This window comes from Xanthomonas sp. NCPPB 3583 (genome assembly GCF_041475715.2).
GTDB classification, from domain to species: domain Bacteria; phylum Pseudomonadota; class Gammaproteobacteria; order Xanthomonadales; family Xanthomonadaceae; genus Xanthomonas; species Xanthomonas euvesicatoria.
Genome location: NZ_CM191263.1, coordinates 802,320 through 824,159, shown reverse-complemented (window position 1 = coordinate 824,159; position 21,840 = coordinate 802,320). Strand labels below are relative to the sequence as shown.

20 protein-coding genes are annotated in these 21,840 nt (G+C 65.7%); 4 read left to right on the top strand and 16 right to left on the bottom strand.

Annotation, left to right across the window (positions count from 1 at the left end; all coding sequences use genetic code 11):
• Positions 1-21 precede the first annotated feature (21 nt).
• The gene (locus ACCQ07_RS03590; RefSeq protein WP_372363798.1) at positions 22-2,067 is read left to right on the top strand and encodes a TonB-dependent receptor; all 2,046 of its coding nucleotides are present in this window, start codon (positions 22-24) and stop codon (positions 2,065-2,067) included.
• Between the two features lie 251 nt (positions 2,068-2,318).
• Here ACCQ07_RS03590 and ACCQ07_RS03585 read toward each other — a convergent pair whose 3' ends face one another.
• Both ACCQ07_RS03585 and ACCQ07_RS03580 read right to left on the bottom strand, forming a co-directional pair.
• The gene (locus ACCQ07_RS03585) at positions 2,319-2,738 is read right to left on the bottom strand and encodes a VanZ family protein (RefSeq protein WP_008572126.1); all 420 of its coding nucleotides are present in this window, start codon (positions 2,736-2,738) and stop codon (positions 2,319-2,321) included.
• Positions 2,726-3,979, bottom strand: coding sequence for a class I SAM-dependent methyltransferase (locus tag ACCQ07_RS03580; protein WP_029818631.1), 1,254 nt, complete (start codon positions 3,977-3,979; stop codon positions 2,726-2,728). The genes ACCQ07_RS03585 and ACCQ07_RS03580 overlap by 13 nt, the downstream gene beginning before the upstream one ends.
• Between ACCQ07_RS03580 and ACCQ07_RS03575 the strand changes: the two genes are divergently transcribed.
• Complete coding sequence (locus ACCQ07_RS03575; protein WP_372363797.1) at positions 3,978-4,715, top strand: pteridine reductase; 738 nt, start codon at positions 3,978-3,980, stop codon at positions 4,713-4,715. The genes ACCQ07_RS03580 and ACCQ07_RS03575 overlap by 2 nt on opposite strands.
• 169 nt (positions 4,716-4,884) lie before the next feature.
• On the opposite strand, the gene folK is transcribed toward ACCQ07_RS03575, so the two are convergent.
• From folK to ACCQ07_RS03550, 5 genes are all read right to left on the bottom strand, one after another.
• The gene (gene folK, locus ACCQ07_RS03570; RefSeq protein WP_057682128.1) at positions 4,885-5,400 is read right to left on the bottom strand and encodes a 2-amino-4-hydroxy-6-hydroxymethyldihydropteridine diphosphokinase; all 516 of its coding nucleotides are present in this window, start codon (positions 5,398-5,400) and stop codon (positions 4,885-4,887) included.
• 92 nt (positions 5,401-5,492) lie between these two features.
• Positions 5,493-6,995 (bottom strand): response regulator, encoded by a 1,503-nt coding sequence (locus tag ACCQ07_RS03565; protein WP_109291976.1) that lies wholly within the window; start codon positions 6,993-6,995, stop codon positions 5,493-5,495.
• 3 nt (positions 6,996-6,998) lie between these two features.
• Complete coding sequence (locus ACCQ07_RS03560) at positions 6,999-7,439, bottom strand: response regulator (protein WP_109291978.1); 441 nt, start codon at positions 7,437-7,439, stop codon at positions 6,999-7,001.
• Positions 7,436-9,247: a sensor histidine kinase gene (locus ACCQ07_RS03555; protein WP_008572116.1), complete on the bottom strand. Its 1,812-nt coding sequence runs from the start codon at positions 9,245-9,247 to the stop codon at positions 7,436-7,438. The genes ACCQ07_RS03560 and ACCQ07_RS03555 overlap by 4 nt, the downstream gene beginning before the upstream one ends.
• 281 nt (positions 9,248-9,528) lie before the next feature.
• Positions 9,529-9,900 (bottom strand): BON domain-containing protein, encoded by a 372-nt coding sequence (locus ACCQ07_RS03550; RefSeq protein WP_071117860.1) that lies wholly within the window; start codon positions 9,898-9,900, stop codon positions 9,529-9,531.
• Positions 9,901-10,050: 150 nt separating this feature from the next.
• Here ACCQ07_RS03550 and ACCQ07_RS03545 point away from each other — a divergent pair, with 150 nt between their 5' ends.
• Positions 10,051-11,106, top strand: coding sequence for an oxidoreductase (locus ACCQ07_RS03545; protein ID WP_011346353.1), 1,056 nt, complete (start codon positions 10,051-10,053; stop codon positions 11,104-11,106).
• 75 nt (positions 11,107-11,181) lie between these two features.
• Here ACCQ07_RS03545 and gnd read toward each other — a convergent pair whose 3' ends face one another.
• From gnd to ACCQ07_RS03505, 8 genes are all read right to left on the bottom strand, one after another.
• On the bottom strand, positions 11,182-12,123 hold the full coding sequence (gnd, locus tag ACCQ07_RS03540) for a phosphogluconate dehydrogenase (NAD(+)-dependent, decarboxylating) (RefSeq protein ID WP_011346352.1): 942 nt from the start codon (positions 12,121-12,123) through the stop codon (positions 11,182-11,184).
• Positions 12,124-12,143: 20 nt separating this feature from the next.
• Entirely contained in the window at positions 12,144-13,487 is a 1,344-nt protein-coding gene (locus tag ACCQ07_RS03535) for a hypothetical protein (protein WP_071117865.1), read from the bottom strand.
• Positions 13,488-13,650: 163 nt separating this feature from the next.
• A complete protein-coding gene (locus ACCQ07_RS03530) occupies positions 13,651-14,031 on the bottom strand; it encodes a glycine zipper 2TM domain-containing protein (protein ID WP_008572108.1) in 381 nt (126 codons plus the stop codon).
• Between the two features lie 124 nt (positions 14,032-14,155).
• On the bottom strand, positions 14,156-14,914 hold the full coding sequence (locus tag ACCQ07_RS03525; RefSeq protein ID WP_008572106.1) for a DUF2242 domain-containing protein: 759 nt from the start codon (positions 14,912-14,914) through the stop codon (positions 14,156-14,158).
• Positions 14,915-14,988: 74 nt separating this feature from the next.
• Positions 14,989-16,053 (bottom strand): DNA methyltransferase, encoded by a 1,065-nt coding sequence (locus tag ACCQ07_RS03520; RefSeq protein WP_071117862.1) that lies wholly within the window; start codon positions 16,051-16,053, stop codon positions 14,989-14,991.
• On the bottom strand, positions 16,046-17,146 hold the full coding sequence (locus ACCQ07_RS03515; protein ID WP_071117863.1) for a hypothetical protein: 1,101 nt from the start codon (positions 17,144-17,146) through the stop codon (positions 16,046-16,048). The genes ACCQ07_RS03520 and ACCQ07_RS03515 overlap by 8 nt, the downstream gene beginning before the upstream one ends.
• A gap of 22 nt (positions 17,147-17,168) precedes the next feature.
• On the bottom strand, positions 17,169-18,572 hold the full coding sequence (locus ACCQ07_RS03510) for a nicotinate phosphoribosyltransferase (RefSeq protein ID WP_127167589.1): 1,404 nt from the start codon (positions 18,570-18,572) through the stop codon (positions 17,169-17,171).
• A 122-nt stretch (positions 18,573-18,694) separates the two neighbouring features.
• The gene (locus ACCQ07_RS03505; protein WP_372172191.1) at positions 18,695-19,750 is read right to left on the bottom strand and encodes a bifunctional nicotinamide-nucleotide adenylyltransferase/Nudix hydroxylase; all 1,056 of its coding nucleotides are present in this window, start codon (positions 19,748-19,750) and stop codon (positions 18,695-18,697) included.
• 183 nt (positions 19,751-19,933) lie between these two features.
• On the opposite strand from ACCQ07_RS03505, the gene ACCQ07_RS03500 reads away from it, so the two are divergent.
• Positions 19,934-20,797: an endonuclease/exonuclease/phosphatase family protein gene (locus ACCQ07_RS03500; protein WP_008577905.1), complete on the top strand. Its 864-nt coding sequence runs from the start codon at positions 19,934-19,936 to the stop codon at positions 20,795-20,797.
• Between the two features lie 89 nt (positions 20,798-20,886).
• Here ACCQ07_RS03500 and ACCQ07_RS03495 read toward each other — a convergent pair whose 3' ends face one another.
• Positions 20,887-21,792 (bottom strand): LysR family transcriptional regulator, encoded by a 906-nt coding sequence (locus ACCQ07_RS03495; RefSeq protein WP_008577903.1) that lies wholly within the window; start codon positions 21,790-21,792, stop codon positions 20,887-20,889.
• Positions 21,793-21,840 lie beyond the last annotated feature (48 nt).

Here is a 21,840-nt window from a genome sequence, read left to right as displayed (position 1 = left end):
CCCGCAGGTATTGCCCGCTTCATGAAGATCCATCCCCTCGTGGCGACTGTCGCCGCTCTGCTGTTTGCTGCCGACGCACGCGCGCAGTCCTCCGATTCGGCGCTGACGCTCGGCAAGGTCGACGTCCATCAGCATCACGAAGGCCAGCTCAGTGCGCATCAGGTGCTGACGTCGGTGGATGTCCTGGGCGCCGACCAGATCGAGGACAAGAACGTGTCCTACAGCTGGGAATTGCTGGGGCAGATGCCAGGCATGCAGTTGACCGAAACCCGACAGGGCGCCGAATCGGGCAAGGTCAGCTTCCGCGCCTTCAACGGCGAGGGCTATCTCAATGCCATCAAGACCCTGATCGACGGCATTCCCAGCAACGTCAACAGCGGCAACCAGCGCTTCATCGACATGCTGTTTCCGCTGGAAATCAGCTACATCGAGGTGGTGCGTGGCACCAACGATCCGCGCTATGGGCTGCACAACATCGGCGGCAACATCAACTTCGGCACCCGCCAGGGCGGCAGTTACACCGATGCCCGCGTGGCCTACGGCAGTTACGCCAGCCGCGATGCGCAGATCGCGATAGGGCGCGAACGCGACGGATTCGCGCAGAACTACTTCATCGGCGCACAGGCGTCGGATGGCTATCGTGCGCACGATCGCTCCAGCAAGCATGTGCTGGGCGGCAAATGGTTCTACGGCAGTCTCGACGACGGCATGCGCATCGGCCTGACGGCACGCGCGTACCGCACCCAGGCCGACGAGCCGGGCTTCATGACCGCAGCAGAGTTGCAGGCGGACCGTCGCAGCTCGGACCGCCGCAACCGTAACGATGGCGACGACCGCGACATGCAGCAGCTCGGCGTGCATCTGGACCTGAAACTGACCGACACCCTGTTCCTGGGCAGCAAGCTTTACTACAACCGCTACGAGGACGACCGCCGGGTGACCTTCAGCGACCTGCCCACCGGCAATGCCCCGCGCCAGCGTCGGCGCTGGAACGAAACGCAGGTGGGCATGCTCAACACCCTGACCTGGCGCGCCAACGACCTGCTGACCTTGGAAGGCGGCATCAACTACGAACATCAGGACAATGCGTACCGGCGCGAACGCTTCAACTATGCCGAGCCCACCGACTTTGCCGCAGTGCCAGCGCGCATCCAGAACGACGACCGCTATACCTTCGACAATTGGGGCGCCTACGTACAGGCCATCTATCAGCCGGTCGAGGCCCTGAAGCTGGTGCCGGCCTATCGCGTGGACCGCTTCGACGGCGACACGCAGCTACCGGGTGCGGTGCGCGCACCGCTGCAGCGTTACGGCAGCATCGGGCAACCCAAACTCAGCGTGATCTACGCCCTGACGCCCAGCACCAACGTGTACGCCAACTGGGGCCGTACCTTCCAGGTGTTGACCGGCTCCACCGCCCCGGCCTATCTCACCCCAGGGCAAGCCGGCATCCGCCCTTCCACCAACACCGGCGTCGAGCTGGGTATGAAATTCAGCCCATTTGCAGGCAGCCAGGCGCGTATCGCCGTCTGGCAACAGGATGCGGAAAACGAGGTATCGAACATGCCGGCCACCGGCACCACCGTCACCTTGGGCAAGACGCGTCGCCGCGGCGTGGATGCGCAGATCAGCGCACAGCTGGGCGATCGCTGGACGCTCTGGGCATCGCATGCCTACCAGGAAGCCAGGATCACGCGCGACGACCGTGCCGCCGCGCTTTCGCTGCAAGGCAACGAAGTCATCGCCACGCCCCGCTACATCAGCAACATCGGCGTGGACTACCGCGCGACCGAGGCGCTGCAACTGGGCCTGCAGGGACGCGCCCAGGGCGACTACTACCTCGAAGAGCGCAACGTGGCGGGCAAGTACGGCGGCTTTGCAACGCTCGACCTCACCGCGCGCTATTCGATCAACCCGAACTGGAGCGTGGACGTGCAGGTCCGCAATGCCACCGGTCGCGAGTATGCCTACGTGTGGTACGACAGCTTCTTCTGGGCACAGGCACAGCCCATGTTCTCGCCAGCGGCCGGACGGCAGCTGTATCTCGGGCTGAGAATGAAGCTGTAACGCCGCGGCAGCGGTGGCGAGGTGCGAACCACGGGTCCGCGACGCAGCGTAGCGGCTGCACAAGCCGTCATCGCCAAGCCGGCACCTGGCGCCCCGCCGCGGCTTCGGCACGCCGCTTGGCGCATGCGGTCCTGGCGTACGATGCTTCAGATCGCTGCGGATATACGCTGCCAGGTTGATCAGGATCGCGTCGCCGCCTGGCTCCGTTTACGGCAGCGGGCAGGCGCCTGGCCTGCCGAGACATCGTTCCGTCACCGTCGCCGCTGTCCAAACAGGCGCCGATCGATCCGCAACATCACACATCGCAACGGCGTCCATGCCAGACAGAGCCCGGCGAGAATGCCCAAGGTATCGGCCAATGCATCGTACGGGTCGGCGCTGCGATTGGTGGTCAGCGCGCCTTGCGCGATTTCGATGCCGATGCCCAGCAACACCAATCCGAACGCAGCCAACGCCAGCGCGCGCCGGGTCGCAAACAACTGCACCGCTCCCCAGCACAACAACGCGAACGTAATGAAGTGCTCGGCCTTGTCGCTGTTGGACGGCAACTCCGGAAACTCCGGCGGCGGCCCCAGGCACACGGCAATGACCACGACGATTGCCGCGATCCACACGCCCACCCACAACCGCGGCCGGTGAAACGGCCGGAGTGCCGAACTCACAACCGCCATGTGAGATCGCCGGACAGGAATGCCGGGGCAAAATCGACATCGCGCGAGAAGCCCATCACCTGGAAGCGCTCGCCCATCTCGCTGGGCAGCGTCAGTCGCTTGATCTGTTCGCGCAGACGCATGCGCCCCACTTCATCGGTGCGCGTATCGGCCTGCGCCAACAATGCGTCCAGCCCATTGCCGAGCAGGAAGCTTGCTTGCGTGCAATACCCGGCCAGCTCGAAACCTGCGCCGGTGCCTGCCTCGGCCAACGCGGTGAAGTCCACCGATGCGGTCAGATCCTGCAGGCCCGGCCAACGGTAGAGATCTTCGTGCATGCGATGCCGGTAAAACGCACGCAACGTGCCGTCCTCGCGCTGCGCACGATAGAACTCGCCGCGCGGGTAACCGTAGTCGACGAACAACATCGCGCCACGCTTCAAACCGCCGGCTACCGCCTGGATCCAGTACGGCAACTGCGGCAGCAACTCGGAGCGATAGCCATCGGCGAACGGCTGCTCCAGATAACGCTCCAGGTGACGCACGGCCGCGCTCAGCAACGCATCGGCCGGTTGCTCGCCGCGCGCGAAGTGCTGCTGGGCATCCAGCACCACGGTTTCTTCATACACCTGCCCATCGCGCAGTGCGAAACGCGGCGTGGGCAAGGCGTCGATGACTTCGTTGGCAAACAGCACGCCATCCCAATCGTCCGGGAACGGCGCATCCAGCCATTCCACCAGATCGAACACCGGCGGAATCAGGCTGCGCCCCAACCGCTCGCGCTGACGTTCGCGCAGGTCGGCGCTGGGCTCCAGGATCGCGTAGCGCTCGGGCAACGCGTCCAGTTCCAGCAGCCGCTTGAGCGTGACTTCGGCAAACGCGCCGCTGCCGCCGCCCACTTCCAGCACCCGCGCCTGCGGCCCGAGCTGTTGCAATACCGGCGCCAACGCGCCGGAGACGGTGGCCGCAAACAACGGCCCCAATTCCGGGGCGGTGACGAAATCGCCGGCCTCGCCGAACTTGCTGGCGCCGGCGCTGTAATAGCCCAGGCCAGGCGCATACAGCGCCAGCTCCATGAAGCGCGAGAACGGGATCGCACCGCCGGCGGCCTGGATTTCGGCGCGCACATGCGCAGCCAGCCGGTCGCTGTGGGCCAGCGCGTCCGGATCGGGTGTGGGAAGGTCGGCGTGCATGCGGGCACCGGTTGCGGGGACAATGCACAGGATAGCCGAGCCCTCCGCAACGCCGAGCGAGTACGCCATGACAGACAGTTCCAAGGTGGTGTTGATCACCGGTGCCGCCCGCCGCATCGGCGCGCAGCTCGCCACCACGCTGCACGCTGCCGGCTACCGCGTTGCACTGCACGCACACCGTTCCGCCGAGGTGCTGGGCGCTCGCGTGGCCGAACTGTGCGCCCAGCGTGCCGGCAGCGCACAGGCCTTGCACGCCGATCTGCGGTTGCCCGACGCACCTGCGCAGTTGGTGGCCGACTGCGTCGCCGCCTTCGGTCGCCTGGATGGGGTGGTCAACAACGCCTCGGCGTTCTACTCCACCGCCATTGGCGAGGCCACTGCAGCGCAATGGGACGAGTTGTTTGCGGTCAATGCACGCGCGCCGTTCTTCATCGCGCAAGCGGCCGCCGCACAGTTGCGCCAGCGCCGCGGGGCCATCGTCAACCTCACCGATCTGCACGCGCAGGCGCCGATGCGCAACCACCCGCTGTACGGCGCCTCCAAGAGCGCGCTGGAAATGCTGACCCGTTCGCTGGCGCTGGAACTGGCGCCGCACGTGCGTGTCAACGCGGTCGCGCCTGGCGCCATCCTGTGGCCGGAAGAAGGCAAGTCCGCCGATGCCAAGCAGGCGTTGCTCGCGCGTACGCCGCTGGCGCGCATCGGCACGCCGGAGGAAATTGCCGAAGCGGTGCGCTGGTTGCTGGACGAGGCCAGCTTCGTCACCGGCCATACCCTGCACGTCGATGGCGGCCGCCAGCTCAGTTGAACGACGCTTCCGGGGCCTGCGCACTTTCGCTGCAAAGGGACGCCCCCCGTGTCATGCACGTGCGCCCGGTTGCCACCTCGCCGCGTGCGGCATTGCCGGACGGTTGCACACGTCCGTGCGCTACGTGCGCGCGTGCTCGGCCGCGCTCAACCGCGCTGCCAGAACAGCACTATTGCGTGACGCTCAACTGCGGCGCAGCCGCATCCAGCTCCACCGTGGCAAACGCGCTGCCGTACTGCGGGTGCGCATGCCACAGGGCTGCCAACGTCTGCCCGCTCAGCGGGTCGACGAAGTCCGGCGCGATGTCGGCCAGCGGTTTGAGCACGAATGCGTGCTTCAGCTCGGGCCGCGGGATGCGCAGATGCCCGGGGCCTTCGACGATACGGTCGCCAAAGAACACCACGTCCAGATCCAGGGTGCGGTCGCTGAAACGCGGGCCGCTGCGATCGCGCCCATGCGCATCTTCCAGTGCATGCAGCCAGTGATCCAGCGCGTCCAGCTCCAGATCGGTCTGCAAGACCACCGCGTTGTTGACGAAGTCCGGCCCTTCGAAGCCCACCGCAGGCGTGCGGTACGCGGGTGACACGACGATCTGGCCAAAGCGCGCGCGCAGTGCGGCGACAGCCAGGCGCAGGTAGTGGGTCGGCTGGACGTTGCTGCCGAGGCTGAGAAGCACGGTGGTCATACGTTATTCGCGCATGCGGCCGGCACGGACGTCAACTGTTGCAATCGCGTTGCACCCATCGACGCATGCGCCGGGTGCGCGCAAACGTGGTGTCAGGCCACTTCCAGCGCATGCGAAACGGCGCGGAACACCCGGCGCATTTCCAGCGGCTTGCGCAGCACATGCACCGGCAGATCCGACGGGAAATGCGCACGCTGCAACGGCGCACCGACATCTTCCAGCACGATCGCCGGGCCCTGGTAGCCCAGCTCCTGCATGCTCAGCAGCACGCTCACGGCCGAGAGCAGGATGATGTCGCTGTCGATGATCACCAGGTCCGGCATCGCGTGCTGCTGCACCAGCTGCAGCGCCGCGGCGCCATCGCTGGCCAGCTGCGGCTGATAGCCCTGGCTGGAGAGCGCATTGCCCAGCAGCGATAGGCGCGTTGCCTCGCCATCCACAAGCAAAATGCGCTGCCCATGGCCAAGCGGCAGCGGCAGTTCGGCTTCGGTCACCGCCGTCGACACCGCACGCATCGGCACGATCATGTCAAAGCGCGTCCCTTCGCCCAGCCGGCTATCGACCACGATGCTGCCACCATAGCTTTCGATGATGCGCTTGCACGAAATCAGTCCCAACCCGGTGCCATCGGCCTTGGTGGTGAAGAAAGGACTGAACAGGCGCGCGCGGGTTTCATCGCTCATGCCCACGCCGGTGTCGGCCACGCTCATGCGCACGCGCGAGGCATCGTAGCGATCGGCTGCCAGGATCAGTCTGCCGCCCTCGGGCATCGCCTGGATTGCGTTCAAGCCAAGGTTGAGCAGGCATTGCTGCAATTCGGTGTAGTTGGCCTCGATGGTCAGATCCGCAGCGATGGTGTCCATCTGCAGGCGTACTCCATCGGGCAGGCTGCTCTTGAGCAGCATCTGCACGGCCTGGAACAGGTTGGCGATGGACACCTGCTCGCGCGGCTTGTTGGAACCGCGCACGAACGACAGCATCGACTCGGCCATCTCATGTCCGCGCCGGCCGCATTCGGCCACCACGTTGGCCAGCTGACGCAGCTGCGGGTCGTCGGTGCGCCCGGCCAGCAGGTCGGGCACGATCAACAACGGTTGCAGGATATTGCGCAGGTCGTGGCTCAGACCGGCCGCCAGCATCGCCAGGCTTTCCAGGCGCTGCGCGCGCATCAGTTCGCTTTCCACGCGCTGGCGTTCCAGATCCGCGCGTGCTTCGCGAATCGCGCGGATCACCGCGCTCGGCAAGCGCGTCGGGTTGTGCTTGATGATGTAATCGTTGGCGCCATCCTGCAGCGCCTTGACCGCGGTCTCCTCGCCCATGGTGCCGGAGACGAAGATGAAGGGCGTGGCGCCGTTCTGGCGCACCAGGCGCAGCGCCTGGTGGCCGGAAAAGCCCGGCATGCTCAGGTCCGACAGCACGATGTCCGGCTGGAAGTCATCCAGCGCGGCGCGCAGCGACGGCTCGCTGTCCACGCGCTCGAATGCCGCGTCCAGCCCGGCCTCGAGCAACTGATCGGACAACAACTCGGCGTCTTCCGGTGAATCTTCCACCAGAAGGATCTTCAGCTGCTCCAGGGTGCCCCCCTCATGCGGCATGGTTCAGTCCAGCTCCGGTGCCTGGTTGATGACCGCCCAGAACGTGCCGAGCGTCTTGACCGCGTTGAAGAACTGATCCACGTCCACCGGCTTGACCACATAGGCATTCACGCCCAGGTCCCAGCTGCGGGCCAGATCGCTTTCTTCGCGCGAGGACGACAGGATCACCACCGGCAGGCGCTTGAGCGTCTCGTCGCTGCGCACCTGCTTGAGCACTTCCAGCCCGTCCATCCGCGGCATCTTGATGTCCAGCAGCAGCACGGCCGGCAGGCCTTCCTCGCGGTCGGCGAACATGCCACGGCGCAGCAGGTAGTCCATGGCTTCCACGCCGTCTTCGACGTGCACGATGGGATTGGCAAGGCGGGCTTCGCGCAAGGCGTCGACCGCCATCTCCGCATCGGCCGGGCTGTCTTCTGCCAGAAGAATGGTACGGATGGCGGTCATGCAATGAACTCTTGGTTGGGCGCTTCAAGCGCAGGAGGTAACACGAAATAAAACGTGGCGCCCTCGTCGACGACGCCTTCGGCCCACACCCGGCCGCCGTGACGCGTCAACACGCGCCGCACGCTGGCCAGGCCGATGCCGGTACCAGCGTATTCGCTGGCCTTGTGCAAACGTTGGAACACACCGAACAATTTTCCGCTGTATTCCATATCGAAACCAGCGCCGTTGTCGCGCACGCTGAACTGGTGGCCGCCGTCGGACATCGGCGTATAGCTGACCTCGATTTTGGCCACCTCGCGCTTGGCGCTGTACTTGACCGCATTGCCGAGCAGGTTCATCCACAGCTGGCGCATCATGTTTTCGTCGGCAACCAGTACCGGCAGCGGCGCGATATGCCATTCCACCCGGTGGCCGGTGTTCTCGCTCTGCACGTTGGAATCCAGGATCGCACGCGTTTCGGCCACCAGCGATTGCATGTCCACCGCCTGCAGGCGCAGCGCACCGCGGCCCAGGCGCGAATACACCAGCAGATCGTCGATCAGCGAGGCCATGCGCCGCGCCGAGCTGCTGATCACCTCCATGTAATGGCGCGACTTCTCGTCGGCCGCATCGCCCAGATGGCGCGCCAGCTTGTCGGAGAACCCGGCCACGTGCCGCAGCGGTGCGCGCAGATCGTGCGAGACCGAGTAGCTGAAGGCTTCCAGCTCGCGATTGACTTCCGAGACCTGCTCCACCTTGCCTTCCATCTGCCGGTTGAGCTCCTGGATACGCAACTGCGCGGCCTTCTGCAGGCTGATGTCGCTCACCGTCATCAGCACCACGTCTTCGTCTGTGCTGTCGGGCAGCGGCATGCGGCGTGCATTGATCAACATGGTGCGCAGCACGCCGTCGGCGGCGCGCTGCTCGTGTTCGAAATCCCACAACTCGCGTCCACGCAACAACACGTCCGCCAGCCGTTGATGGATCTGCGCATCGCGCCAGACGCCATCGCCCACCTCTTCCAGCGGCATCAATTCGTTGCCGCGCTCTTCCAGGCCATACAGGTCGGCGAAGGCCGGGTTATGCAGCACGATGCGCTGGCTGGCATCCAGCAGCACGATCGGCTCGCGCACGGTTTGCAGCACCGAGCTGGCGCGCCCGTTGGCGCGCAGGTATTCCTGCTCGGCCGCCAGCCGGCGGCGGATCTGCCGCTGCAGCAGCCAGGTCACCGTGCCCAGCAACAGCAACTGCACCGCCAGCGCCGCCCAGCTCAGCACCGCGTAATGCATGCGCTCGGTTGCGGCGCGCGCATTGCGCAGCGCCAGCAACCGGCCTTCGGCGCTCTGCAGGTCGTCGATCAGCACACGGATCGGGTTGTTCAGGGTCATGTCGTTGATCAGCGCGCGTATCTGCTCCGGCGCAGTGGTCACCGCAATGCGCTCGGCCAACAGCAGACGCCGTTCGATGGTGCTCTGGATGCGCCCCATGCGTACTTGCTGGGCGGGGTTGTCCTTGGTCAGTTCGATCAGTCGCTGCACGGCGGCCAGCGATTCGCGCCGGCCGCGGCGCATACGCTCGTTCAGCGCCTCGCGCTCCACGCCATGCGAGCGCATCAGCGCCGCCGATTCGGTATCGCGCATCGCCGCCTCCAGGCGCTGCGCGGTCTCCTGCACTTCCTGGCTATGCGACACCCAGGACGCGGCCTGGTTGGCGTTGCGGGCCATCTGCTGCAGCAACAAGGAGGGCACCACCACAATCAGGAACACGGCGGCCGCCAACAGAGGCAGGCGCCAGCGATCCCACTTGTCTGCTTGGACCGTTGTTTGCATTGCTGGACCGAATTGCACTCGCTGCAGGGCCAAGGGCTGACCGGCATTGTCTCCGATCACGCAGCTTGCCAGATTAATGATTCAGAGAAATCAGGTCAGTCTGTGACATAGCTGAATGGGCATAGCATACGTGCAGCATGCGTGAAAATGGCGCGAGCGCCCTGCCAGCTGTCGGCTTGCCGGCCGGTTCATCAAAAACAAAAAAGGCGCACTCCGTGGAGTGCGCCTGGTGCTCGGGTCGCCGCCTCGCCTCGGCGGCCCGGCATTCGCAGCAGCTGCGCTTACTTCTTCGCAGCGGTGACCTTCAGGCCGGTCGACTTGACGCTCTTGACGCCCTCGATGCCCTTGGCAACGGCAACGGCCTTGTCATGCTCGGCCTGGGTGGCAACCGCGCCGGTCAGGGTCACGATGCCGTTCTTGGTCTCGACCTTCACGTCGGTACCCGAGACATTGTCGGTCGCCAGCAGGTCGGCCTTGACCTTGGTGGTGATCCAGGTGTCGGTGACCGGCTTCTTGGACTCGTTCATGCCGGCAGCGTGGTCCTTGTGGTCGGCATGTTCCTGCGGTGCCGCAAATGCCTGCGACGCGCCGAGGGTCAGACCGAGCGACAGCGACAGAGCCAGCAGCTTGCGTGCATGCGTCACGTTCTTCATACCAAGCACCTCCTGTTGAATGTGGGCGCAGCTTGCGGTGGCGCTCGTCGAGCAGACGTGACCGTTGCATGCAGAGGTTGTGAACCCTGCGCACACGGGCAGGTGCAATACCATGCGGGCTCCCTCCGTCGTTGCGATGAACCGTTTTCAATGCCTAAACTGTTCAATCTGGCCGTCGTCGGCTATGGCTATGTCGGCCGCACCTTTCATGCACCGCTGATCGCAAGCACCCCCGGCCTGCAGTTGCACAGCGTGGTGTCGTCCAAGCCGCAACAGCCACAGGCCGACTTTCCCGGCGTCACCGTGGTGGCCGATCTGGACAGTGCGCTGGCCGATCCGGCACTGGATGCCGTGGTGCTGGCCACCCCGAACCACACCCATGCATCCTTCGCGCTGAAAGCCCTGGCCGCCGGCAAGCATGTGCTGGTGGACAAGCCGTTTGCATTGGATGCGGCGCAAGCGCAGCAGATGGTCGATGCCGCCGATGCGGCGGGATGCATCATCAGCGTGTTCCAGAATCGCCGCTGGGATGCGGACTTTCTCACCGTGCGCCGGCTGATCGAAGAAGGCCAGCTGGGCGAGGTGGTGGAATTTCATTCGCACTTCGACCGCTATCGCCCGCAGGTGCGCGACCGTTGGCGCGAGAGCGACAGCCCCGGTGCCGGACTGTGGTACGACCTGGGCCCGCATCTGCTCGATCAGGCAATGCAGTTGTTCGGTATGCCGCAGGGCATTGGCGCGGATCTGCAACGTCAGCGCGACCAGGCGCGCAGCGTGGATTATTTCCACGTCACCCTGCACTACCCTCGGCTGCGCGTGATTCTGCACGCGGGGTCGCTGGTGGCCGATGGCCGCCTGCGCTTCGCCGTGCATGGCACGCGCGGCAGTTATCTCAAGCACGGCCTGGATACGCAGGAAGACCAGCTGCGTGCCGGCCGTCGCCCCGGCACGGTCGGCTGGGGCGTGGACCCGTTACCGGGCACGCTCACCCGCGTCGATGACGAAGGCCGCGTCCACACCCATCAGCCCGACAACCTGCCGGGCGACTATCGGCAGTGCTACGCCGCCTTTCGCGACGCGCTGGCAGGCACCGGCACAGCGCCGGTCAGCAGCAGCGATGCGGTGCAACTGATGCGGTTGGTGGACCTTGCGCAACGCAGCGCTGCGGACGGCCGAGTGCAGTGGCTGGATGCCGCGCGCGGTTGATCACGCTGCAACGGTTTTGCACTTCCAACAGCGCGCGCCGTAGTCCCGGCGCGCACCGTGGTTGCATCCAAGTCCTTACGCGTCCTTGCTACCGATAGTCGGCGCTGCCGGGGTGGTGGTCATCACCGCGTGGCCGCCGAATTGGTTGCGCATCGCTGCGAGCAGTTTGTCGGTAAACGAATCCTTGTCGCGCGAGCGCAGCCGTTCCATCAGCGACAACGTGATGACCGGTGCCGAGACTTCCAGATCAATCGCTTCGGCAACCGTCCAGCGGCCCTCGCCCGAATCGGCCACGAACGGCGCGATGCCGGCCATGGTCGGGTTATGCGTCAACGCATCGGCCGTCAGGTCCAGCAACCACGAACGCACCACGCTGCCATCGCGCCAGATTTCGGCAACCTGGTGCAGATCCAGCGCAAAATCGGCCTTGTGCTGCATCAGCGCGAAGCCTTCCGCATAGGCCTGCATCATTCCGTATTCGATGCCGTTGTGGACCATCTTGGTGAAGTGGCCTGCACCGCTCGGGCCAACCCGCCCCCAGCCCTTGTCCGGCGCCGGTGCGAGCGTTGCCAGGATCGGATGCAAGGCCGTCACCGCCGCTTCGTCGCCACCCACCATCAAGCTATAGCCTTCCTGCAGACCCCAGATGCCGCCGCTGGTGCCGCAATCGACAAAGGCAATGCCGCTGTCCTGCAGCAACGCCGCGCGCCGCTGCGAATCCTTGTAGTACGAATTGCCGCCATCGATGACGATGTCGCCGGCCTGCAGCAGGGGCAGCAGCTGCGCCAGCGTGTCATCGACGATCTTGCCGGCCGGGACCATCAGCCACACCACGCGCGGGCTCGGCAATGCGGACACCAGCGCTGCCAGCGCATCGGCGGTGACGATGCCCTTGGCTTGCGCGCTGGTGCGCGCGTTCGCGCCCGGATCGTAGCCATGCACGCGATGCCCGCCATTGACCAGGCGCTCGGCCATGTTGGCGCCCATGCGGCCTAGTCCCACCATACCCAGTTCCATAATCGCTCCTCATGATCTGATCAGTGCAGGGTGCCACGCTCGGCGTACGCTGGCGTGGCGGAATTCTCAATGGATTGTTCCGCGACGGTGGCGGCGCTGCACCGCTGCAGCTGCCAGTCGATCCATCGCCAGTACAAGGTGGTGCGCAGATTGTGCAAGGTCAGGTCGATGGCATACGGCGTGCGCGGGTTACGGTCGAGCAGGCGTGCCACGTGGTAGCCGATCGGCTTGGTGCCCTTGGGGTGCACATAAACCCAAAAGCCTTGGTAGAACGGGTCGTCCAGCAGCGCCTGCAACTGCTGCAGCTGGGTCTGCTGCTGCGGGTCGAGCGTGGCGCGCAGGGCTGCATCACGCTCGTAAAGCAGGCGCTCGAAGCGGCGCTTGCCTGGCCCGCGCAACTGTTTGGCCAGCTCCCAGATCTGCCGGTTGCGCGCGTCGTAGTACGCAAAGCCACCGTGCTGCGCCAGCGCCTGCGCGGCTGCATCGCTGACATCCACCACCACGAAATTCTCGGCCTGATTGTGGATGTCATCCAGGTAGGACTTATCGAACACATGCGCGATGAAGCCTGGTGCGCCCACGAACGCCTGCCGCCCGAGCTGTGAGGTTTTCACCGCCTTGCCGTCGGCAAAGAAGTCGCCGGCATGCGTACCGAGCAGGATGCTGTCGGTGTCGTGCAAGGTCAGGAACGTGCCGATCGACAATTCGCCAGGCGTAAATACGTCATCGAACCCGGCATCGCCGAACAATTCGCGCTGGGTGGCGAGCTGAGCCACTTGTCGGCCCACGCCGCACTCGGAACGCACCTGGCCGCGGTAGAACGCATCCAGCGCCCGCGCATTGCTGCCGCGCGGCTGATACCCGCGACCGAAACTGCGAAAACCGCTCCAGCCCTGCGCCGCTGCGCCACGCCAGCCGAATCCGACCCAACCCAGCTGCAGCGCCGAGAAGCGGTAGCGCGGGTTGTTCTGCAATTGCGTGACCGCGCGGCGGGTGGCTGCACCGAGTTCGAACGCGTAGGCGCAGTGCGTGGCTGCATCGTCCAGCACAGCGGTGAGCGCTGCGCCGCGCTGTCGCGTGTCCCAATCGGCCGGAAGCGTCAGTTGCAGATCGCCGGCGGCCTGCGCCTGCGCAAGCGTGCCGCGCGTACACGGTTCACCACGCTTTAGTACCGGTTCGCTCACTGCGGCCCGTTGGATGGTCCAGCCCAGCCGTCGCAGCAGTGCTTCCAGGCACTCTGCGCTGGCAGCACGTGCGGTCTGGCTCGGTGCAGCATCGGCGATCTGCAGCAGCTGCCCCGCCAGCAAACCGCTTGCACATGCCAGCGCGGCAAGCCGGCGCAGGCGCGCATGCCGCGGCGGCATCGGCGCCGATGGTGCGCGCGATGACGAACTGCCATGCGCGTGGACAACACTCATCGATGGCATACGCAATGAATCGTCGGCACGACGCCACTCTCAAACGTAGCAAGCCCCGGCATGGCCGGGGCTTGCAGGACTCAACTCGGACCAATCGCCGCACCGAACTTCAGCGACGTTCGCAGACGCGCTCGACTTGGCGGTTGCCGTTGGCCTGCTGGCGATTGCCCTGAATGGTGCGGCCTGCCGCGCCACCCGCCACTGCACCTGCCACGGTCGCCAGCTTCTTGCCGTTACCGCCGCCAACCTGGTTGCCCAACAGGCCACCGATTGCAGCGCCGGCCAGCGTACCGCCGATGCGGTTCGGGTCGGTCGAGTTCTTTTGCACTTCGACATTGCGGCAGCGCACGCGGGTGCCGTCATTGAACCTGCGACCTTCGTCCGCTTCCGTATAGCGCTGCTGATGCGCGTAGTTTTGAGCCTGTGCGAAAGTGCTCGTCGCCATCAGGCCGATCAGGGACATACCCAGCAGGGAGGTGCGCATTTTCATCGTTGTTCTCCACGTTTCTCGCCCGCTCGGCGAGGCATGGGCGCACTCTGGCCGCTGGGTCGAGAACACAACGTGAAGCGCGCAGTCGCTATTCAGGCTTTGGAGCGGAGCGTGAACCGCGCCATCACGGCTGCGTGGCAGGCTCGGTTTGCGGCACCTTCGCCGGTGCCGGTGGGGGGTCTTGCGCTTCGACGGGCAACGGCGCAACCGGAGGCTGTGCAACCGTGGTGGGAGCCGCAGCAGGAGCTGCCGACGTCGTGGTGGTTGCGGCAGGCGCGGCCGCAGCTGCCGGCGCTGGTGTGGCTGCAGGTGCAGGTGCGGGCGCTGCACTCACCGCAGCAGGTGCCGCTTCGGTGACCTTGGGAAGATACGAATTCAGGCGTTCGAAAAAGCGCTTGTAGAAAGCCGCATCCTGCACCGTGGTGCTGGATACGCGCACCAGCGAATCGCCGCTGCTGCCGACCGGCAACGATAACGAGCCCAGCACGCCGACGCCCACGCTGGCCGAGGTGGAGCTCTTTTTCAGTGCGTAACGGTCCTGCAACGCACTGACGAAGACCTGCGCCTTGCCGCCGTCCTGGCTGGCGCAGGAAATGCGCAGATTGAGTTGTTCGCTCTGGTCTGCTTCCTTGAGCTGGAAGTTCTTGCTGCCTTCCACCGCGGCGGCATCTGCGCGTGTGACGGCGTAGCCCTGACTCAACAGCACACGCCGCGCCGCCTCGCAGGCTTGCGGCGAACTGGCCGCCACGCTGCGCGAATAGGTGTCATCGGAATTGAACGACTCGCGCATCAGCATCGTGTCGCCCTTGCTGCCGCCGCAGCCAGCCAGGGTTGCCAGCGCGCCAAGCAGTGCGCCGCGCGCGATCAGGGAAGAACAAGACATAGGGAGATTCCGGCATCCAAAACCGGCACAGAGCATAGCGGCAACCCGTGTGCGCGCGGCGTCGCGCTGCCGGGTCAGGGCAACGGCGGTTCATCCACTGGCAATTGCAGGTCTACCTGCAGGCGGCGGCCATCGGCGCCGATGCGCTCGGCACGCAGGTAGTGGTGCGCACGCACCACCGCCAGTGCCACCGGCGCCCGGCACGGTTCGCCCCACAGGCTCAACGCGAAGCCCTGCTGCTGCAGCCAGAGGGTGAGGCGGTCCCACAGCGCTTGTTCGCCACGCAGCATCAGGTCCAGATCGGCCGGGCCTTCGGGCACCGAGGTCGGCGACGCCAGCCAGCGCGCGTAGCTGCCATGCACCACGACCGGCAGGCCCTGTGCCTGCACCGCCTGCAGCAATTGCGCAGCCTGCTGCAGATCCAGCCGGGCACGACAATGCTGAAAAATCAGTGCGTATTCGTGGCTGCGATCGCTCTGTGTCTTGGCATGCGCCAGCGTTGCGGCCGGACGCCGATAGCACAGCACCCGCTCTTCGCGCAGGGTGAACAGGCTGGCCAGGATGCGGCCCAGATCCCAGGCCTGCGGAATCACGCGGCCGCCGACCACCACGTTCTGCACCATCGCCACGCCCACGCCGTCCGGCCGCATCTGCTTGCGCAGCGCATGGAAGACCGCGCGCATGCCGGTCAGATAGCTGGCGTAATCGCTGCTCGCATAAAGCTGCCCGGGCAGCACGTCGCCATGCCAGTGGCAGCCGAAATACGGCACGTTGGTCAGACACAGGTCGATCGGGGCCGCAGGCGCGATATCGGCCAGGCTGCCGACCACCACCGGCGCCGCCACCGCATGCCGCGCCAGACGCGTTCGTGCCAACTGCGCACGTGCCGCATCGATTTCCATGCCATGCGCGTTGCGGCCTTCCAGCGCGGCCGCCAGCAAGGTGCTGCCAAAGCCGCAGAACGGGTCGAACACCTGCTCGCCCGGCCGGCTGAAATGGCGCACAAACGGGCGCATCTGATTGACCCAGCCACAATCGCGCCCGCTCAGCGGGTCGACCGCGCGCAGATCGTCGGGCAGCGCCCAAGCGGCCTCGTCCGGGGCCGGCATCCACCAGCTGCGCCGATCGAACTCATCCATCGGTGGGCTCCCACAGCACATCGGCCTCCGGATCCCAGCCCGCACAGAGACGGCCGTTGGCGAAGAACACCAGCTTGTACAGATCGCCGGTCGCGTGGCGCGCATGCATCGCGGCGTAGTCGGCGCTTTCGAAGACCACCTGCAAGCCCGTCTGATCGCGCAGCCGCACATTCCAGAAGTAATAGCCTTCGGTCAGGCCATCGGGTTGCCAGCGCGACCACCAGGGCTGCTGCATGCACTCCTCCAGCAGTGTGTCCACGCCGACGCGGTGCTCGCCGATGTAGCGCAGCGTGCCGTTGCTGCGATAGGCATCGTCCAACCGCGACAATTCCCGAAAGATCACCTGGCTGGCGCCGCAGCTGCGCGCCCACGCGATGTACTGCGCAACGGCGTCGGCATTGTCCACGCCACCGCGCTGCACGATGCAGACCAGTCGCAGCGGCAGCCGTGCTGCCAGCCGCCGTGCCGTCTGTACGAAGGTCGCCACATCGGCGATCGGCTCGTCGGGGCGGAAACGCATGATCGCGTCGTTGCGCTCCTGCAGCCGATGGTGACGCGACAGCTCGACCCACGACAGCCCGAACGCGACCAGCGCCTCGATCAAGCGCGCACCGTGCGCACGCGCCAGCCCGGCACCGTTGCTGTACAGCACGCGCTGCTCGACGCGCGGGCCATTGGGCGTGGTTGCCAGGGTCCGCAGCAAGGTCTGCAACCACGCCGCATCGTCGGTCATTTCCAGACCGGACAACGAATACGACAACGGCACATCGCGCAGCAACTGCAAGACAGCGCTCAGCTGCTGGAAATACGCAGGCCCGGGTCGCAACGTCGCTGCCGCACGACCGCCGCCGTGCTGCCGCAGATTTTCCGAACAGAACCCGCAGCGCGCCGAACACGGCCGCACCGAGGCATACGGGGTAAAGGTGATCGGCAACGCTGCGCGATAGGTGCGCGCGCCGATGCGCAGCGCATGCCAGCGGCTGGCCTCGTCCTGCAGCGGCACGCGCCGCTGCAGGTGGGGTGCTGCGGCGCGCAGGCGCGCCAACAGCGCCGAAGCAGGCAACAAGGAGATGTCGTCGATGGAAGCGTGCATGGCGAACCCTGCGCGCCGCGCGTCAGCGACGTGCGGCGTTGGCACGCGCGCGCACCTGCTCCAGCGTCCACTCCTGTTGCGACACGCCGTTTTCCCACACCGTCACCAGCGCGTCTTCGCTGTCGGGGTAGGCGTCCATCTCATCGAGCAAGGCGCTGCGGTAGCTGCCATCGTTGCGGTTGCGCAGCAAGGTCAGGCGGCCGCGCTTGCTCTGCTTGCCTTGGTCGGTGATCGGGTCCTTGTAGACATCGACCCACCGGCCGTCCACGCGCACCGCCGAGCACTTCAACGCAAACTTCTGCGTGTCGCGGTCCACCTTCTGCAGCAACGCACCGCCCATACCGAAGGCGACATTGTCGGCGGCGTATCCGGCGGCGGTGATGCGCTCCAAAATCGCGCGCAGCGAGGTGGGATTGATGCCATCGCCCTGGATCACCCGCACATGGTTGAGCACCTTGTAGCCCTTGCCATTGACCTGATGGCCGAACGCTTCGTCCAGCAACAGCAGGCACTGCTCGACCACATCCACCGGGTCGCCCGAATCCGGACGAATCACCACCGTTGCGCCGGAGGCGATCACTTCCTCGCGCAAGGTGGTACCCCAATGCTCGGCAATGGCGCGGTAGATGTCGTAGCTGTCCGACACCACCGCCACGATCGAACCCGGACGCGCGAACTGCCTCAGCATGTTGCGATACGCATCCACCTCGCGCTCGCGGCCCCAGCTGGTGATGGTGCTGTGCTCGGCAGCGGGAATCGAATACCCGGCCACCGGCGTGTGGTAATGCGCACGCGCCAGCAGCAACGCCGACAAGGTGTCGGTGCCGAGAAAGTTCACCAGATGCGCGGCACCGCCCAACGCGGCCGAGCCAAGACTGGACACGCCACGCGCGCCAAAATCGTGCAGCTTGAAAGGCAACTGCCCTTCCGGATCGTCGCTGGTGCGCTCCAGGTAGCCGCGCACGATCTGCTTCACCTGCCAGCTCACCGTGGCCACCGTCACCGGGTACCACACGCGCAGCAACAAGGTTTCCAGATACGACGGCACCCAGAATGCCTTGGCGTCGGTGGACTCGATGGTCATCAGCACGTTGTGCGTTGGCACCACCGCGCCCTCGGGCACCGCGCGGATGCGGATCGGCAACTGACCGCCAAGCCGGTCGACGATATCGCGCCAGCCGGCTTCGTTGAACGGCTCGCCATGCGCGGCCAGCAACGCTTTTGCATCGTCGATGTCGGCGTGCGTCACCGGCCGGTTGATCGCTTCCTTCAGGATCGACTGCAGGCCGAAGAACACGGTCTGCTCGTAAAGTCCGCCGCGTGATTCGACATAGAAAAACGACGCGTCGGTGCCGGGCGGATATTGCAGCCAGTGGCTGGCCTTGTAGCTATCGGTGTTGAGCAGCAGGTTATCGAGGTAATGCATGACGGAAGCTCCTTCGCGTCGAATGAACCGGCGGTCTGTCCGCCGGCGGGAGGTCACGGTTCAAGCGGTCACGGCATGTGCGGCCCTGGTGGTATCGCGGCAGCACGTCGTCGTTGCGCGCGTCAGCCACGGCCCAGGAAGAATTCAAGAATATGCAGGTGGTCTTCGTACAGGCGCGGGCCCATCGCCATCACTTCGGCGATCGGAATCCAGCGCGCCTTGTCGGCATCGTCGCCGCCGCGCACCGCAGGCAACTCGCCGGCCGGAAACTCGAAATGGAACGCATGGGTAATGGTGCGTCCGCGCTGACTGCGTTCGGGATGATCGAAGACCTGCTTGCCACGCAACGAGCCCTTGAGCACCGGCACCGGCAGCTTGAGCCGGGTTTCCTCGCGCAGCTCGCGCAGGCAGCAGTCCAGCAGTCCTTCCTCCTGGCCGACGAAACCGCCGGGCAATGCCCACAAGCCCTTGCCCGGTTCGGCGCGACGCCGCACCAGCAGCACGTGGCCCGAATGCACCACCACCGCATCGGTGGTCACGAACGTCGGCGGATATGGCGCGTCTTTCCACGCGGCGCGGTATTGCTCGATGAAGCGGTATTCGGCCACCAGCTGCGCGTAGCTGGGGGAATTGCGCCGGAACGCTTCCAGCATGTCGTAGACGGGCGCCGGCACATTGCCGCGCAGCATCAACAGGCCGCCGTGAAAACCGATGTCGCCGGCTTCGAACAGGTAGCGGCGTAATTCGGTGGCAGACAGCGTTGCGGTGTGTTGCACATCTTCCAGCGGCCACTGCGGAAACTCACGCAGGTAGTAGCTGCTGGCATCCTTGTCCATGCCGATCAGGCCAATGTTCGCATCCAGCGAGCCGCCATCGGCTTGCACCGCTTCAGCAACCTGCCGCTGCACTTCGGCAATCCACAGGCTTTCGTTGTACAGATGATCGCGTAGCGCGCGCACGATCAGCCGCGCAGTTTCGTCCGGCAACGCGGATTCGATCATCACCGCACGTTCGGCGACGGTCCAAGGATTGCGAATGGTGCGCGGCGTGTCGGCCGAGCCGATCAGCACGATGAGCTTTTTCGCCTTGCCCAGCGCATGGCGGGCGACGGCGGCGTGGCCGTTATGAAAGGGCTCGAAACGCCCGATGAACACGAGATAGTCGTACGGTGTTGCCATGAGAATCCCTCACGGTTGAGTGGTGGGCTGGCGGTCTGTCCGCCTGCCTGGTGCAAATGCTACGCCGATGCACGATGGCGTCAAGCGGCCAATTGCCTCTGCATCGGTGGTCGTCGCCGTGACGCAGCGGTCATCATCTCTGGCTAGACTCGGCGCTCTTGCTTCTTCAAGGAATTTCCCTGCATGCCACGCTCCATCGCGCAGGTGCTGCGCCGCCTTCTCGCAATCGGTGCACTGTTGTGTATCGCCTTACCCGCGCTGGCTGTCGCGCCGGCCGCGCCACTGCGGGTCATGTCGTTCAACGTGCGCGTGCCGGCCGATACCGATGGCGACAAACGCTGGCAGGTGCGTCGCGCTGCCATGGTCGCGTTGATCAAACAGACGCATCCGGACGTGTTCGGCACGCAGGAACTGGTGAGCGAACAGGCTGCCTTTCTGGCCGAACAGTTGCCCGACTACCGCTGGTTCGGCCAGGGCCGGCGCGGCGATGACAGCGACGAGCACATGGGCGTGTTCTACGACGCGCGTGTACTGAAGGTGGTGGAGTCGGGCAACTTCTGGCTGTCCGACACGCCCGAACGCGCCGGCAGCATTACCTGGGGCAATGTGCTGCCACGCATGGCCACCTGGGCGCTGTTCGAGCGACGCAGCGACAAACGCCGCTTTTATCTGTTCAACACGCACTTTCCGTATCGCGATGAGGACGAGCCCGCCCGCGAGCGCAGCGCGCGCCTGATCCTGTCGCGCATCGCGCAGTTGCCCGCCACTGTCCCGGTGGTGCTGACCGGCGACTTCAACAGCGATCCGGACAAAATCACCTACCCCACGCTGACCGCGGTACTTCGCGATGCACGTGCACAGGCCAGCAAGCGCAGCGGGCCGGAAAACACCTTCCAGGACTTCACCACGCACCCGACTCGGCGCATCGACTGGATCCTGTATCGCGGATTGCGTCCTACCCGCTTCGCGACCCTGGACGATCGTCCCGGTGGCATTCTGCCGTCGGACCATTACCCGGTGATGGCCGAGTTCGACTGGCCACGCTGAGGACAAGAGCGCGCAAGAGCCAGCGGCCGGCAGCCGGCGCGCGCGCCGGCGGTGACACGGTCCAGCCGATGCACGCAGCGCTGCGGTGATCAAGCCGGGTGAATTCCGGCGTTCGCGGCGCTGGCCTGTAGCCATTCCAGCAAGGCCTGCAGGGTGGCCGAGGGGGCGTCGCGCCAGATGATGGACAGCTCGCGCCGCGCCCAGGTTTCCTCCAGCGGTACCGCCGCCAGCTGCTGCCTGACACTGGAGCAAGCCAGCGCCGCGTGCGGCACGATGGCCACACCCACGCCGCGTGCCAGCATGCGGCACAGCGTTTCGATGCCCGGCACGCGTGCGCGGATGCGCAGCTGCACGCCGGCACGGGCCAGATGCGTCCGCAGGTGGCGCTGCAAGGCGTTGTCGGCCGATAACGCCAGCAACTGCATCGGCGCGATATCGGCCAGGCGCAGGCTGTCGGCGCCGGCAAGCCGATGGCCGGCGGCCACCGCGACTACCAGGCGATCCTGCCGAAACGGGCGCCGTTGCAGGCCGGTGAAGTCGGCATGCCCGGCCACCACGGCCAGGTCGGCACGTTCGTCGCGCACGGCATCGGCCGCCTCCTCGCTGCCCCATTCGGCCAGGGTCAGGTCCACCCGCGGATGGGCCAGCAGAAAATCCGCGACGCACTCGGGCAGCCATTCGGAGAGTGCGGCGGTGTTCGCGGCCAGCCGCAGGGTGACCTGTCCACCAAGACCGTAATCGCCAAGCTCGCTGCGCATCGCCTGTTCCTGCCGTGCCAGCACCCGTGCATGACGCAGCAGGACCTGGCCGGCGGCGGTGAGCGTCACGCCCCGCCGGCCACGCTCGAACAGGGCCGCGCCGACCTGCAGCTCCAGCGCGCGAATACGCGCACTGGTGGCCGCCAGCGACAGCGCCACGCGGTCGGCGCCGGCGGTGATGCTGCCGGTATCGGCCACCGCAACAAAGATCCGCAAGTCGGTGAATTCCACCTGCATCTGCACCTCCAGCCTTCGGTGTGGCCGAAGTCTGCCTCAAACAAAGAC